This window comes from Haladaptatus halobius, from assembly GCF_020618475.1.
Classification (GTDB): Archaea; Halobacteriota; Halobacteria; order Halobacteriales; family Haladaptataceae; genus Haladaptatus; species Haladaptatus halobius.
On record NZ_CP085335.1, the window covers coordinates 1144399 to 1157834 of the forward strand.

Annotated in this window: 12 protein-coding genes and 2 pseudogenes; 5 read left to right on the forward strand and 9 right to left on the reverse strand. The window is 58.0% G+C overall.

Annotation, left to right across the window (positions count from 1 at the left end):
- Window positions 1–268: 268 nt before the first annotated feature.
- Window positions 269–814, reverse strand: coding sequence for a DUF7342 family protein (locus LIW51_RS06385; RefSeq protein WP_438267367.1), 546 nt, complete (start codon window positions 812–814; stop codon window positions 269–271).
- Window positions 815–1029: 215 nt separating this feature from the next.
- On the opposite strand from LIW51_RS06385, the gene LIW51_RS06390 reads away from it, so the two are divergent.
- The 4 genes and pseudogenes from LIW51_RS06390 (at window position 1030) to LIW51_RS06405 (ending at window position 5136) form a co-directional block, all read left to right on the forward strand.
- On the forward strand, window positions 1030–2031 hold the full coding sequence (locus tag LIW51_RS06390) for a Cdc6/Cdc18 family protein (protein WP_227376754.1): 1002 nt from the start codon (window positions 1030–1032) through the stop codon (window positions 2029–2031).
- 57 nt (window positions 2032–2088) lie between these two features.
- Complete coding sequence (locus LIW51_RS06395; RefSeq protein ID WP_227376372.1) at window positions 2089–2775, forward strand: P-loop NTPase family protein; 687 nt, start codon at window positions 2089–2091, stop codon at window positions 2773–2775.
- Window positions 2762–3033 (forward strand): annotated as a pseudogene (locus LIW51_RS06400) (DUF8156 family protein). Before LIW51_RS06395 ends, LIW51_RS06400 begins: the two are co-directional and overlap by 14 nt.
- 4 nt (window positions 3034–3037) lie before the next feature.
- Window positions 3038–5136 (forward strand): annotated as a pseudogene (locus LIW51_RS06405) (type B DNA-directed DNA polymerase).
- Window positions 5137–5229: 93 nt separating this feature from the next.
- On the opposite strand, the gene LIW51_RS06410 reads toward LIW51_RS06405, so the two are convergent.
- The 4 genes from LIW51_RS06410 to LIW51_RS06420 form a co-directional block, all read right to left on the reverse strand.
- Entirely contained in the window at window positions 5230–5586 is a 357-nt protein-coding gene (locus LIW51_RS06410) for a hypothetical protein (protein ID WP_368411774.1), read from the reverse strand.
- 357 nt (window positions 5587–5943) lie between these two features.
- A complete protein-coding gene (locus tag LIW51_RS06415; RefSeq protein WP_227376375.1) occupies window positions 5944–6459 on the reverse strand; it encodes a hypothetical protein in 516 nt (171 codons plus the stop codon).
- A gap of 18 nt (window positions 6460–6477) precedes the next feature.
- A complete protein-coding gene (locus tag LIW51_RS38445) occupies window positions 6478–6603 on the reverse strand; it encodes a hypothetical protein (RefSeq protein WP_255767297.1) in 126 nt (41 codons plus the stop codon).
- Between the two features lie 308 nt (window positions 6604–6911).
- Entirely contained in the window at window positions 6912–7139 is a 228-nt protein-coding gene (locus LIW51_RS06420; RefSeq protein ID WP_227376376.1) for a hypothetical protein, read from the reverse strand.
- A gap of 320 nt (window positions 7140–7459) precedes the next feature.
- On the opposite strand from LIW51_RS06420, the gene LIW51_RS06425 reads away from it, so the two are divergent.
- The gene (locus LIW51_RS06425) at window positions 7460–7858 is read left to right on the forward strand and encodes a hypothetical protein (RefSeq protein ID WP_227376377.1); all 399 of its coding nucleotides are present in this window, start codon (window positions 7460–7462) and stop codon (window positions 7856–7858) included.
- 29 nt (window positions 7859–7887) lie between these two features.
- Here the strand turns inward: LIW51_RS06425 and LIW51_RS06430 are convergent, their stop codons facing one another.
- The 4 genes from LIW51_RS06430 to LIW51_RS06445 form a co-directional block, all read right to left on the reverse strand.
- Window positions 7888–8895: a cytochrome b/b6 domain-containing protein gene (locus tag LIW51_RS06430; RefSeq protein WP_227376378.1), complete on the reverse strand. Its 1008-nt coding sequence runs from the start codon at window positions 8893–8895 to the stop codon at window positions 7888–7890.
- On the reverse strand, window positions 8892–9347 hold the full coding sequence (locus LIW51_RS06435) for a hypothetical protein (RefSeq protein ID WP_227376379.1): 456 nt from the start codon (window positions 9345–9347) through the stop codon (window positions 8892–8894). Before LIW51_RS06435 ends, LIW51_RS06430 begins: the two co-directional genes overlap by 4 nt.
- Window positions 9347–9991 carry a 4Fe-4S dicluster domain-containing protein gene (locus tag LIW51_RS06440; RefSeq protein WP_368411775.1) on the reverse strand — a complete coding sequence of 215 codons (645 nt, stop codon included), beginning with the start codon at window positions 9989–9991 and terminating at the stop codon, window positions 9347–9349. The genes LIW51_RS06435 and LIW51_RS06440 overlap by 1 nt, the downstream gene beginning before the upstream one ends.
- Before the next feature lie 62 nt (window positions 9992–10053).
- Window positions 10054–13329, reverse strand: a complete 3276-nt coding sequence (locus LIW51_RS06445) for a formate dehydrogenase subunit alpha (RefSeq protein WP_368411758.1) — start codon at window positions 13327–13329, stop codon at window positions 10054–10056.
- Between the last annotated feature and the right edge of the window lie 107 nt (window positions 13330–13436).

Genomic DNA, 13436 nt, shown 5'->3' on the forward strand with positions numbered 1-13436 from the left:
GCATCACTTTCTTCACGCATTGAGGAACGTGGTCGAAGATACTCCAAGCGGGCACATCCTCGCTCGAAGTCCACGTGTTATCGAATCGGCTGGAATCCGCTCGAATCCCGTCAGCAACGTGGAGCCGAACTTCCGCGGGGTTGATCGGATTGTCGAATTCAGAATCGATGACGAGTGGTTCATATGCCTCAGCGACCGTCCTTGCGCTCTCCATAAGGGATGTATCGGGTGCACCAGTGTCGACCCACTCCCAGTCGTCGTCCATGGGTTAGGCCTCAACGAGTCGATGGGCTTCATCAACTTGGAGTGCGGCCTTCGTGAGTGCGAGATTCTGTCTCGTTGACTGCCAGCGTCCGATATCCGCCCATCCGTCATCACCGGCATCAAGCGCGATAGCGAGCTCCTCTGGACTGTCGACGTCGTACGTTTCGCGGAACTCACGAACCGTCTCTTTCATCTCTTGGATACCGCTCATGAGTTCTTGGTGCGAGTGCGTCGTCCGCAGTTCTTCGATTCGCTTGTCAATGCGTCTGCCTTCGTTTCGTATGTAATACGTCGTTCGTCCGTCCTGTTTGGAGACACAGATGCCGTCGTCGACGAATTCAGCGAGATACTTTCGAGTGGTCGGTTCGCTGGTGAGTGCTTTCGTTGCGATATCACCGGCTTTCGTGTACTCGGTCGTCTGTTCCACAATCTCTTTGACTCGTTCTCTGCTCGTACTGTTCTCTTTCCATTCTCGCTGTACTCGTTCGTTGATGTCCGTCTTACGTGGAGAGTGGCGATTGTAGGAAAAATATATTTCCCAAGTTCGGATTTCTTTCCTAGGGTGCTGGTCGACTCTTCCATTCTATACCGATAGTTGTCATTTATTTGCATCCGAATCACCTCAGTGAGGCGCTTGTTTAAGAACGCCTCGCACCCTTCAGGGGCAGAAAAACGACTGCTGTAGTGCTGACCGCAACTATCGGAAGAATCGGAAGCGACGCGATTCCGTTTATTAGAACGGGCGGAGAAGCGTCCTGTGAGACCATGATTCACGATGCTCGCGTCCTACAGTCCCAGTTCATTCCGGACGAAGTCGAGCATCGGAATGCAGAGATCAACGCTTTGTCGAACACGCTCAAACCCATCATGGATGGCCAAACTGGAGAGACGTCGCTCCTGTTAGGGCCGTCCGGTGCAGGGAAAACCTGCATCGCCAACTACACTGTCGAGCGCCTGCGCGAGAACGTCCTCGACACCAACACGCAGTACGTCAACTGTTGGCAGGAGTACACGCGATTCCAGGTACTGTATCGGCTCCTCGAGGGTATCGGCCAGACGGTCGATATCCACCGTCGGTCGACGCCGAAAGACGAACTCCTCGACCGACTCCAACGGTACGATGGCCCGCAGTTCGTCGTCATCCTGGACGAGGTCGACCAACTCGAAGATAAGAGCGTGCTCTATGACCTCTACCGGATGCGGAACATCTCGATGATTCTCATCGCGAATCGGGAGGAAGCGTTGTTCAATCAGCTCGACAGTCGCCTGACCAGCCGGTTACAGACCTGCGTCCGCATCCCCTTCGAGAAATACCATCTCGACGAACTCGTCGCGATCCTCGAATCACGCGCTCGATGGGGGCTTGCGGAAAACGCTATCGGAAACGAGCAGTTGGCCCTCATCGCCGACGCTGCTGCCGGGGATGCACGGATTGCGATCGGCATCCTCAGAAATGCTGCACGGCGCGCCGTTCAAGCGGGACGGGAAGCGATCACGACCGACATCGTCCACGAGGCGGTTCCCGACGGCCGCCACGAAGTGCGCCAGAAAACTATCGAACAGCTCAACCCGCATCAACGCGTCCTCTACGAGATTTTGGAAGCGAACGGCGAACTCGATCCGAGTGACCTCTACGCGGCGTACCGGGAGCGCGTTGACGAGCCGAAGACGAACCGAACCGTCAGAAACCATCTGGCGAAGATGGAGCACTACCGGCTCGTGGTCGCCGAGGGGAAAAATCGCGCCCGGACGTACCGACTTCGCTGATCGTTGCTTTCGGAAGCTTTGGAAACGACCCTGTCTTGGCTATATGGCTGACAGGAGATGCATCTACTCGTGATGCACCAGAGCCAGCCGGAACTGCCAACTCTCGATAGCGGAGTCACACTGCTCGGAACGGACGAGCGAGCGACCGGCGCGTTACAGTCGCTCGTGCTCGACCAACTCCTTCTTGACGGTGGCTCGGCCATTTGGGTGGACGCCCACGGTCACGGGACGACCCAACCACTCTCGCGGATCGCACCGTCGATGCGCGTTCTCGACCGTGTCCGAATCGCTCGCGCGTTCACGCCGTGGCAACACCAGAGTCTGCTCCACGATACGGCACCGGAATGTATGGCCGACACCGCTCTCGTTGTTCTCCCTGCCGTCGACTGGTTCTACCGCTCGGATGAGCTCGCTCGCGGCGACGGGAAACGGATGCTCTCGACTGGCATCGAACTCGTCGCGGAGATCACGAACGTGTTCGACGTTCCCGTCCTCCTAACCCAGCACACGGACGATGCACTAACGGAACCGGTTCGAGAGTTAGCGGACGACGTCATTCGCTGTGAACAGACGCCGTACGGCCCACGCTTTTCGGGCGAGGAGTACGAGACGCTGGTGTACCCGCTCGAGAACGGGCTCGTGCAGACGACGTTCGCGTTCTGGAAACGCGTTCTCACGACGCACCACCCGGCGGTTGTGAGTACGGATTCTCCAACGGAGGTGAGCGCGTATGGGTCGTACTAACCCGACCTATCGTGACGCACTGCGCGCCATGGAATCGCGATGGGAGGACTACCGCCGCGCGCTGCGACGTGCCGACCAGCAGGTGTTCGACCGGCTCTTCGAGGCCGCACGGGTGCACGACGACGCGAGTGGGCTTCAGAACCACCAGTTCGTCGAAATCCCTGCCTCATCTCGATCGTCCTCGAACAGCAGAAACGGATCGACGATCTCGAAGATCGACTCGACCACATGGAGGACGACCTGAACGTCGAGGGGTGACGCGATGGGGTACAAGTTCGATTATCTCGACGGAGACGTGCTTCAGTGGTCGCTGACCGAATCCGGTGCCGAATACGCGGTCGACGAGTCGTACACGCCGACCATCTACGTCTCTGCGCACAGGGGGGCTCGCTCTCGGCCGCACGCGCCGCGCTTCGTGACCACCCCGCCGTCGCTCACGTCAGCGTCGTCGAAGAGCGAGTGAGCTTCCGCTATGTGCCTGCCGCTATGCTCCGCGTTGATGTCGGTGATCTGGATGCAGTTACGACGGTCACTCGGATGATGAGCAAGTGGGGCGCGCCGGGCGAGTATCGGTATTATAACGTCGATTTCTCGCGCGAGTTCCGCTACTGTCTCGAGCACGATCTCACACCGCTTCCAAAGCGGGCGCTCTCCGAGATACACATCACCGTTTCCGAATCGGAACTCGTGTGCGAGCGCGTCACGAATCTCACGATCGACGACGAAGTCGTGACGGGCGACGGGCGGGACGTACTGGAAACGGTGGCTACTCGGGTCGAACGCGCCGACCCGGACGTACTCATGATGAACACGAGCGACCTCGTTCCCGTATTGTATCGGCAGGCTGACCGCCTCGGTATCGACTTTTCTCTCGGACGACTTCCCGGCTGGCAGCAGCTCGCCGGAGAGTCGACGTACACGAGCTACGGGCGCGTCGGCCACTCACCGGCTCGATACAACATCCCCGGACGCGTCATCGTCGACAAATCGAACACGTTCATGTGGAATCAGACGAATCTGGATGGCTGTCTCTACCTGGTTAAACAGTCAGGAAAACCACTGCAGGAGTTGTCGTGGTCGTCGATCGGGAACATTCTCACTGCGATTCAGATTCAGGAAGCGCGGGAACGTAACGTGCTCGTCCCGTGGCACTCGTGGCGGCACGAGAAGTTCAAGATGATGCGCCAATTGCACGATGCCGACCGCGGTGGATACATCTTTGCACCGGATGTCAGCCTGCACGAGGACGTTCACGAACTCGATTTCTCATCGCTGTATCCGAATATTATCGTCACGCGAAACGTGAGTCCCGAAAAGATCCGGTGTGACTGCCACGCCGACCGTGCGGACTTACCCGGTCTCGGCTATTCGATCTGCGACGAGCGGGGCTATCTTCCTGCCGTGCTCGAACCGCTCATCGACGATCGGGACGCGATCAAAGCTGAGATGCAGGCAACGGACGACCCTGAGCGGTACGACGAACTCGCCGGTCAGTCGAGTGCGATAAAGTGGATTCTCGTCTCGTGTTTCGGCTATCAGGGCTTCTCGAACGCGAAATTCGGGCGCATCGAGTGCCACGAAGCCATCAACGCGTTCGCTCGTGAGATACTGCTCGAGACGAAGACGATGCTCGAGGAACACGGCTGGTGCGTCGTGCACGGCATCGTCGACAGCGTCTGGGTCACGTCGATGGACGATACAGAGCAGACGCCACTCGATGACCTTACTACGGAAATCTCAAAGCAGGTCGACATCCGTCTCGAACACGAAGCGCGCTATGACTGGATTGCGTTCGTCCCCTTGCGTGATTCGGACGCTGGCGCGCTGACGAAGTACTTCGGTAAGGTGGCCGGCGACGACGAGTACAAGTATCGTGACATCGAGTATCGCCAGCGGAGTACGCCGCCGTTTGTCGACGACGCACAGAAGGCGCTCATCGCCGCCTTGAACGAGCACCGAGAACCGAGATCAGTGTGCGAAGAACTTCGCTCGTGGCTCGACCGCCTCCACCGAGGTGACGTCAATCCTGCTGATCTCGTCATCACGAATCGTGTCTCGAAGTCACGCGACGAGTACACGCAATCGACGCGAGGTGTCGCGGCACTGGAACGCGCAGCGGATCTCGGGCTGACGCGTGCGCCCGGTCAGAGCGTCTCGTACGTCGTCGTCGATGACGAGAAGCGGTCGTGTGACCGAGTGGCGCTGGTCTGTGAGAATCCAACCGAATACAATGTAGGATTCTACCGAAAACTACTGATTCGAGCAACTGAAAGCGTCTTGTCGCCGCTTGGTTGGCGCAAGTCACGCATCGAGCAGTATCTTTCGAATCACGAAGACTTCTCGCTCCAATCGTTCGTGTAGGTGCTGTCGTCCGACCCTCAGCACTGCCGCCCGAGTAAGAAGATGCCACGACGAGAGATAGTTCGGCCGTTCAGCAGACGCGGTTCTCTACAGTTACGTCTCGTCGGGGTTCGCATCTTGCACTTCGACGATCTCGGCCTGTGAAATGAACGTTTCGCCGCCGCTCGTGCGAATCTGAAGCGTCTGACCGGGGAGGTCGGGATCGTCGTCGTCAGCCGGTTCTTCCGGAACGGAGACCGCGGCGACCGCATTGATGGTGATGGATCGACGTTGAATCGGGTCGCCCTCGTGTTCGACCGTCTCCCACGTTTCGACGTCAAAATCGCTCATGCTTTTACCGAAGTATTCCTCTGCGTCCTTGTTGACGGAATCTTCGGTCTGAGACTCCCCGGCCGTTCGGTTGCCATCTTGAACCTGTTCGTGCTGGTACTGATAGAGGTGTGCGAGCATCGTCACAGATACAACTGCCATCGACTAAAGAATTCGGAATGAATAATTCTGTAAGACTATTTGCTCTCCGTTTTGCACCGACGTGATAACCGGCCACGTCTCACGATTACTGTACCATAGGCCGCTTTCACAGCACAATGGCTGGAGAATACAATCGTTCGAAATGCCGAAGACGGGTGTCCTCGGCGTGAACGAATAAATCGGCCATCTCGGCCGTTTTCAGGTCGAGTATCCTCCAATGTAAACCTTACTGAAAATAGCGATCGTGGCGGAAGTTAGGAGCGAGGGTAATGTCGCTTGCTCGTCAGCACGAATAGGGGGCTGATTTCACGTTCCCTTCGACGCTCCTACCGAGGTTCATTCGGCCGACGTATCGTCACTGGCGGGCGGTGAAGCGTCGACGAACGAACCATCGAACGGGACAACTTCGTCCGTAAATGCACTGTAGTACCGCTTGAGACACGCCTGTATCAGGCGATGACACAGGCGTTCACGCTGGGTCACCGTCAAGTCGTGCGGTTCACCGACGACGACGGTCAACGTACAGTCCTCCACGGCCAGCGTTCGAGCGGTCGTCGGACGGATTTCCAGAAGCGCGACGAAACAGTCTTGTGCGCGGTTCCACAGCTCCTCATCGGTCGTGCTGTCGAACACCGCTTTGGGAACGGCCAGCGTCGATCCGAGTGGCGTTCGAGCGACGATCTCCGTCTCGCCACAGTCCTTGATGGTCGTTTCGAGAGGCATCGTACCGACTGGATTTACCGCGAGCCAGCGATAGCGAGGATGGAGCACGAGGAACGTATTGATACGGGTCGCGATCCACGATTCGATCTGTGTTGTGGTCTCCAACTGGATTTCCGTCCCCGTGTTCATGCCACCGTCCAGCGGCGATCAGCGATGAACCGTCAGTTGTGTGTCCGCGTAGATGACATGCTCGCCGTTGTTCGTCACACCGACTGCGTACCAGCCCGTTTCAGGGGCATCGTACGCGGCGAGTGTCGGTGGTAGGCGAGTCATCGTCGACCTCGTTCGGGTTGGCACGTTCGGTGAGCGATTCGATGGTCAATGAATCGACGTTCATACATACTCGGTCACGAGGGCACGAATCATGTGCGCCTCACCGCCTCCCGGCGCACAAAAAGCGAATCATCCAGAGCGGACTCGTCGGTCAGCGTAATCATGGATGTATGTATCGAGTTCTCGTTCTCTCCGTCACATTCGCTCTCAAGCGACCGCTATCGCATCCCAAAAGTCGTACACTACTAGATTCCTTCCGTATCGGATTAATCGAGCTTCGCGTCGTCCTCTCGTATTACCGGTCACGGCTACGGAAGACGAAGCTCACCGTGTACGTCGTAGAGATAGCCCTTGTTTAGGAGTTCGTCGAGGGTGGTGCGAGCGAGTTCTGCATCGAAATCAATCTGATGAAGATGAGACCGTGCCTCTTCACGAGAGAGGTGGTCGTCGGTCTCCTCGATAACTGGGGCAAGCTCGTCAAGCGCCTCACGTGCGGAGGGACTGAGCGGCGTTCGTGAGTTGTCGTTTCCTTCCATTTTGAGTCTCCGTACGGTCTTCAGGAACTTGACTTCTAAGGGGGTGACAAATACACCGATCGCAAGTATTCCTGTAATCGCTCGACCGTCATCGATCACAGACCTATGGTTCTGGACTCCATGATTATGATTTCCAATTGAGAATGGGGTATCGCTCCCTTCCTCAGCCCCGCTCGTAGCAGGGAATCACACCTATGTGCTGTATCCTCAGCACCGACGGGATGAGTTCGTTGGTCGTGAAATTGCGCAAAGGTGACTCGCCAGCGGCGAGTGTACGTCGACGCAACCATCAAGAGCCATGGCCTCGTCATATGGTAAGTATGCGCATGGAACTGCGGGTGTGTAAGCATTGTTACGAGGGGACGCACGGTAACCCCGAGAAGACGGCAATAACGCAGGATATGGTGGAGTGCGCCGAACGCATCCGAGAGTATAAGGATCTCATCGGTATCGATTCGCTGTACATCACGCGAGTCGCCGAAGGTGACCCCGGGGGTGAAGAGACGCTCCCAGCAGTCGTTGCCAGTATTGAGAACGATCGTATCACCTTGACTGACACCCAACTCGTGATGGAAGACGACCAACAGAACATGCTCGTTTATCCGGAACCCACTGACATCCTCGACGTGCTGACGCGCAACATCGACCAGATCAGCCAGCAGACCAGACAGGACGTGAACATTGAGCTCTCTGAGGAGTCTATCGAACTAGTGAGGTAGTGGCGGAAGTATCTGCGAAGCCGGTGAGGTTAGTCACCGCCCCGCCCGTCGGTCATGGGCGTCTCACGGCGCTCTTCCCGAACCTGTCGCTCGTAGCGCCGCCGGAGGACGTTACCGTACATCGAGAGGACGAGCCCGACGAACAGTACCAGAATACCGATGTTAATGCCGATAGTCAGCAGGGCATTCGTTGGGCCCCCACCGACCGCGAGTTCGCGAGGCACCGGGTATCCCTCGTCGAAGAGGCTTCCAAGAAGGACGCTTACGATGCCAATGACGACAAATACGCCCATGAGATTTGCCACCCAGTTCCAATTCGAAGCAAGGGTTAGACGGTCGATCCCAGTCGTATCATGCGTTTCTTCGGATGAGTCACTATGATACGACGGTGTGATGTCCTTCGGGACGAACGCCTTGAGTTCGACGGGATAAAATGCCGGGTGAAAGCCGTGTTCGAAGATATGGAACATCACGCCCATCAGCATGATGACCCCGAGAAGGCCGTGGAAGACGACGAAGGCCATTGCTGCGGTTTTCGTGGCCATGATTTGGATTAGTCCCGTTTTGTTCCAGATGAGTAGCCCCGAAATCATCAGCAGGAACAACTCCACGGAGAAGATCCAGACGACGCCCTTCCCGACATACGTAAGCAGCGGCGCTTCTTCGGCGGCGTAACCGGAGAACTGACGGGCATTGGGGTGACGTTCGTCGGCACGCCCTAGCGCAAACTTCACGTCCTGTATCATCGCGTCTATGTCCGCTTTGCCCGGGAGGACTTCCCGAAAACTCCTGCGGCCGCCGGGCGTGAGTACAATTAACGCGATCCAGAACGATGTCAGCGCGACGAGCGTCATTCCAGCAAGTCGGTGAACCGCGAGGACACCAGTATTGCCGCCCATCAACTCGATCAACCACCAGAGTTCGTCGTTGAACATCACCGCATAGCCGGTGAAAAACAGCGCGAACACGTCGAGTGCGAGGAGCGAGTGAAAGACGGTTGTGACGCGGGCAAACTTACCGTGGTCAAGGTTCGTCATCGACGCTCGCCTCCCTCGCGAGCGGATTTTTCACGGCCAGCTCCGCTACCGTCGGTGACGACGGTCTCGCCAGCCTCGGAGCTCGTCGACGTTTGCATTTGATTTGCAAGACGTCGGAACGCTGCCCAGTGGAGGAACACCATTCCGAGTATGAGCACGCCCATGATGACGTCCGCCGCGTGCGTGATAGCGATGAGTGCATCGAGCCATGGGACGGTGTTCCCCGCCACCCAGTCGGATCCGACGCCGCCACCCGCTACGGTCGGCTGCACCCGAGCTAGGGTTTCGTAGAACACCTCGTTTCCGGCCCAGCCGTCGACCCACCAGTAGGCGAGGGCGGTGACGCCGATACCAACAACTGCACTGATGAGAATCGCCGTCCTTCCGGTTAGACCACCGTTCCCATCCGCTTTGCTGTCGTCGTTGTCGGACTCATCGTTCCGGTCACTCATCATCTAAACACCTCCGCATCATCACCGAAGATGATCTCCATCGCTTCGTCATTGAAGAACGGTTCCGCACCCCGTCGGTCGAGTTCGGTAGCGATTTCGTCGGGCGTACCGACGAGGATGGCATCGGTGCTGCACTCCTCGGCGCAGGCTGGTCCCTTGCCCGACACCTGCTGTCGTTCCTCGCACATGGTACACTTATCCATGATATCGCCGTTACCGATGATCGTGGCACTACCATCGTCGGAACTGGGGAACTGGGGCGCGCCGAACGGGCATGCAGACAGGCAGTATTGACAGCCAATACAGAGATCGTCGCGAACCTCCACGAACCCATCATCCTTCTTGATCAGCGAGTCGGTCGGGCAGACCGAGACGCACGGGGCGTTCTCACAATGGTAACACTGCATCGGGATGCTGGTCTCACCCGGCTTCTTGCCCTGCTTGAGTGCTTTTGCACTGTTAGCGTTGAGCCCCTCTGCGGCCTCCTGGCCCTCCATCATCGTGGCGATGCTGATGCGCTGTTCGTCGGCGGGAACGTCCCACGTCCGCTTGCAGGCGACCACGCATCCACCACAGTCAATGCAAGCCTCTACGTCCGGAAAGATTCGGGCGCTGTCGCCCGTGCTCATTACCCCCTGTCGCATGACCTCCTTGTTGGAACCGGGTTTGCCGTCCTGTGATTTGTTTTTTGACATTCACTCTCACCTCATTGCACGGTCGAGTTATCGCGTACGTCGAAGTCTTTCTGCGTCCCGATACCCTCGCGGTCTTGCGGGAATTCCGCGCCGAAACCGACTATCTTGCCGCCCTCCCACATGTTGAGATCCTCGAGCTTGGTCTTCGTCGCGGGTTGTACTTTCACCATCGCAGCCTTCGTCTCCTGCATCTGGGTTTCGGCGTCGTAACCCCGCGACGTGATGATGTTCACGCTGTCGCCGATGGCGAACGGCGCGAGACCGTCGGGGTATTTGTCCTCCAAGCTCTTGCCGTGGAAGACGCCGCCCCAGTGGAACGGGAGGAACACCTCCTTTTCGTTCGGTCGATGAGTCACTCGTGCCTTCACGAGAACCGACCCGCGGTCAGTCGTCGAGACGATCACCAGATCGCCGCCGTCGACACCCATTTGCTCGGCCATCTTCGGATGAATCTCGGCGTACATGTGGGGCTGGAGATCCGCGAGGAAGATGTTCGAACGCGACTCCGAACCGCCGCCCTGATGTTCGACTTGACGACCGGTCGTCATGATGGTATCCATCCCCTGTTTTTGAACCGCGGCGGTCGCTTGCGTTTGAATCGCCGCGTTGTTTTGGTCGAGTCCGAAGAAGTTCTGCTGTGCGCCGTTTGCGGGCCACTTCTTCACGAGATCCGGCCGCGGGCTCTCGATCGGTTCGCGGTGAATCGGCACCACGTCGAGGAAGTTCCACGCGACTGCGCGAGCCTTCCCGCGTCCGGTCGGTGCGTCCGGCTGTTTGTGGTCGTATTGTTCGTAGTCGGCGGGGTTGATATCGGAGACGGCCTGTTTGGGTTTGAGGTTCCCGTTCTGTTGCATCTGTTGTAGCTTCTTCGCGGCGTCGAACACCGACTTGTCTGCCCGAAGCGCGTATTCGTACGGCACTGAGAGCGCGTCGGGATTTCTGATATCCTGCGGCCAGACCGTCGAGAAACCGGGGTATTCGGGGACGCCCTGAATCTGTCCTTGCCCGTTCCACCAGTCAGGGTTGTACGGGGCGCGAAGGAGCTCCAGTCCCTTTTGTCCTTGCCGCTTGACCGTCTCCTTGAACGGATACTCCTTCTGGGACGGGGCTTCCCCAGTCTTCACCTCTTGTTGCCATTCCTGTCTGGTCGGTGCCTTGCCACCCCACCGAGCGCGGAAGTCCTGTCCGCCCTCCCGCGGGTCGAGATCATCTCGCCAGATGATGGGCGTCCCTGGATGCCCCTCTCCCCAACACGGCCACGGCAACTGCCAATACTCACCCTCGACCGGCCCGGACTTCGCTTCGAGGTCTTCGGTGCTGAACGCGTAATCGTACTCGTACTGGCGCTGGAGTCGCTGGGGATCCTGTTGGTAGCCGATGGTTCGCACGCCGAGGTTAATCTCCTTCAGGCACTGCTCGTAGGTGTTCTTCCCGTTGAACAACTCGGGGCCACCTCCCCAGTCGAAGTGCTCGCCGAAGCCGAGTTCGGCGGCCAACTCCTGAATTATCTGCATATCCGGCTTCGCGTTGTGGCTCGGCGGTCGAACCGGATTGCGCCACTGAACTGACCGGTGCGAGTTGGTCACTGTGCCGTGGTGTTCGTACTGACTCGATGCGGGAAGGATGATGACGCCGTCTTTCCGGTCGGATATCACCGATGCCAGTGACGGGAACATATCGACGATGACCAGTAAGTCAAGGTTCTCCATCGCCGCTTTCTGCTTACCCATCTCGCTGATGGAGTTGACGGAGTGACCGTGGAATATCGCCGCTCGGAGCCCCGTCGGCTGGTAGAGTTGTGCGTTGTTCAACCGCTTTTCCTTCGGGAGCGCGCCTTCAAACCAGCGGGCAACGGTCAACCCGTACTGGAACATCATCGACCTGTTGGAGACGTCAACCCCGCCCATGTTCTCGAACGCAGAGACCGCCTCTGGGGCTTGGTCTTGGAACTTCTCCTTGGACATCTTGTCGAATCGCTGGTATAAATCCTTGAACGACGTACTCCCGCTCGTCCACGGACTCTGGTTCCAAACGTCGGCCCAGTACGCCCACGAACCGGGCGACGTGACGCTGTAATAGCCCGGAAGGATGTGACTGTTCGGTCCGAGGTCGGTCGCTCCCTGGACGTTCGAGTGGCCGCGCATAACCTGGAGGCCACCGCCGCTCCGCGCCGCGGAGCCGGATGCGAGACTCAATAGCGCGTACGACCGGATGTTCTGAGTTCCGTTGTTGTGTTGAGTACCACCCATCGCCCACTCGATCTGGACGTTTGGCTTGTTCCGAACGATGAGATCGCCGAGTTCCTTGATGTCGGCCTTATCCACCCACGTGATATCCTCGACGGTGTCGAGATCGTACTGGTCAAGTTCGACGTCCACGTCCGGCCATCCTTGCACCCGCTCGTTCAGCATTTGCTGGTCGAGTTCGCCCTGCTCTTTCAGATACCGAATGAGACCCATGATCAGCGCCACGTCGGTGCCGGGCCGAATGCGGTAGAAATGGTCGGCGTGGGCTGACGTCTTGGTGTACCGTGCGTCCACCGAAACGATCGTTCCACCGCGGCGCTGGCCTTCGAGAATATGCTGCATCGCGATGGGGTGGGCCTCGGCGGGGTTTTGGCCGATGATAATGTCGAGGTCGTAGTTCCGATAATCGTTGATGGTGTTGGTCATCGCGCCGTACCCCCACGTGTTCGCCAGCCCTGATACCGTCGTGGAGTGACAGATTCGGGCCTGGTGATCCACGTTGTTCGTTCCAAAGAACGCCGCGAGTTTTCGGAAGGCGTAGGCCTCCTCGTTAGCGTGGTGGGCGCTGCCGAGCCACATTACACTGTCCGGGCCGTTTTCCTTTCGATACTTGTTCAGCTTGCTACCGACCTCGCCCATCGCCTCGTCCCACGACACCTTTTTCCATTCGCCGTTTTCGAGCTTTAGCGGATGCTTGAGCCGCTTCGGCGAATGTTCGCTCCCGTAGATGCCCGCTCCTTTCGAACAGAGCGATCCGTTATTGACGGGGTGCTCGTGCCACGGCTCTTGGCCGACGAACGCGTCACCCTTGCGTTCTCCCTTAAATCCACAGCCGACGGCACAGAAGTTACAGATGGTTTTGACCATCTCATTTTGTCCTAGTGCTCCTTCAGGTTCTTGCTCACCACCGTCTTCGTTTTGCGCCAGTATTTGCCCGGTAGCGCCACCGCCGAGTGCGACTGCCCCCGCGAGCGCGCTTGCCTTCATGAACGAGCGACGGTCGAGATCGAGCGAAACAGGTTCTGTAGGTTCCATACTCATACTATTTCACCTAGCACGCCCCATGCCAGCATGTGACAATGTCCCTAATGCCTTCTTTCGATAGTATCTATCATTAAGGTTCGGGTGCCGTGGAGTTCGCACGTGGT

What these genes read in the sequence shown, in the direction of transcription:
- LIW51_RS06390 (WP_227376754.1), top strand. Translation starts at nt 1,030, where the DNA reads ATGATTCACGATGCTCGCGTCCTACAGTCCCAGTTCATTCCGGACGAA.
- LIW51_RS06395 (WP_227376372.1), top strand. Translation starts at nt 2,089, where the DNA reads ATGCATCTACTCGTGATGCACCAGAGCCAGCCGGAACTGCCAACTCTC.
- LIW51_RS06410 (WP_368411774.1), bottom strand. Translation starts at nt 5,586, where the DNA reads ATGCTCGCACACCTCTATCAGTACCAGCACGAACAGGTTCAAGATGGC.
- LIW51_RS06415 (WP_227376375.1), bottom strand. Translation starts at nt 6,459, where the DNA reads ATGAACACGGGGACGGAAATCCAGTTGGAGACCACAACACAGATCGAA.
- LIW51_RS38445 (WP_255767297.1), bottom strand. Translation starts at nt 6,603, where the DNA reads ATGACTCGCCTACCACCGACACTCGCCGCGTACGATGCCCCTGAAACG.
- LIW51_RS06420 (WP_227376376.1), bottom strand. Translation starts at nt 7,139, where the DNA reads ATGGAAGGAAACGACAACTCACGAACGCCGCTCAGTCCCTCCGCACGT.
- LIW51_RS06425 (WP_227376377.1), top strand. Translation starts at nt 7,460, where the DNA reads ATGCGCATGGAACTGCGGGTGTGTAAGCATTGTTACGAGGGGACGCAC.
- LIW51_RS06430 (WP_227376378.1), bottom strand. Translation starts at nt 8,895, where the DNA reads ATGACGAACCTTGACCACGGTAAGTTTGCCCGCGTCACAACCGTCTTT.
- LIW51_RS06435 (WP_227376379.1), bottom strand. Translation starts at nt 9,347, where the DNA reads ATGAGTGACCGGAACGATGAGTCCGACAACGACGACAGCAAAGCGGAT.
- LIW51_RS06440 (WP_368411775.1), bottom strand. Translation starts at nt 9,991, where the DNA reads ATGCGACAGGGGGTAATGAGCACGGGCGACAGCGCCCGAATCTTTCCG.
- LIW51_RS06445 (WP_368411758.1), bottom strand. Translation starts at nt 13,329, where the DNA reads ATGAGTATGGAACCTACAGAACCTGTTTCGCTCGATCTCGACCGTCGC.